Origin of the sequence: Methylobacterium sp. WL9 (assembly GCF_008040035.1) — a bacterium.
Taxonomy (GTDB): domain Bacteria; phylum Pseudomonadota; class Alphaproteobacteria; order Rhizobiales; family Beijerinckiaceae; genus Methylobacterium; species Methylobacterium thuringiense.
Genome location: NZ_VRVE01000218.1, coordinates 1 through 415 on the forward strand (window position 1 = coordinate 1; position 415 = coordinate 415).

A 415-nucleotide genomic window follows, 5' to 3' on the forward strand; every position below is an offset into this window, starting at 1 on the left:
CCGGTGCCGTTCGCTGATGAAAGCGGTGTCCTGGAGCGAGGCGTTCTGAACGATCAGGGCCGGATCTCGGGACGTGCGCAGTCAGCTGTTCGACCGATCTCACCGGCTGATTTCGATCGTATCCTCAGCCTTGGCCTGGACGAACGACGTGTTGTGCTACCGCGAATGGACGAGCGCATCGCTGATCCCGGCTTTGCTGAGCAGCAAGCGCCCTTCGCATTCGAACAGGTGCGGGAGCGGGTGGCCTTTATCACCTCGCGGATCGTCCGAGATCGCGTTTTCCGACGCGTTGTTCTCGGTGCCTACGATGAGCGCTGTGCGCTGACGGGACTGAAGTTGTTGAACGGCGGTGGGCGGGCCGAGGTCGCTGCTGCCCATATCCGGCCTGTCGAAGCGAACGGTCCGGACATCGTCA

The 415-nt window shown here is 62.4% G+C and carries 1 pseudogene; it reads left to right on the forward strand.

The features are described 5' to 3' along the window. Positions 1-415 (forward strand): annotated as a pseudogene (locus FV217_RS22565) (restriction endonuclease); the annotation flags it as partial.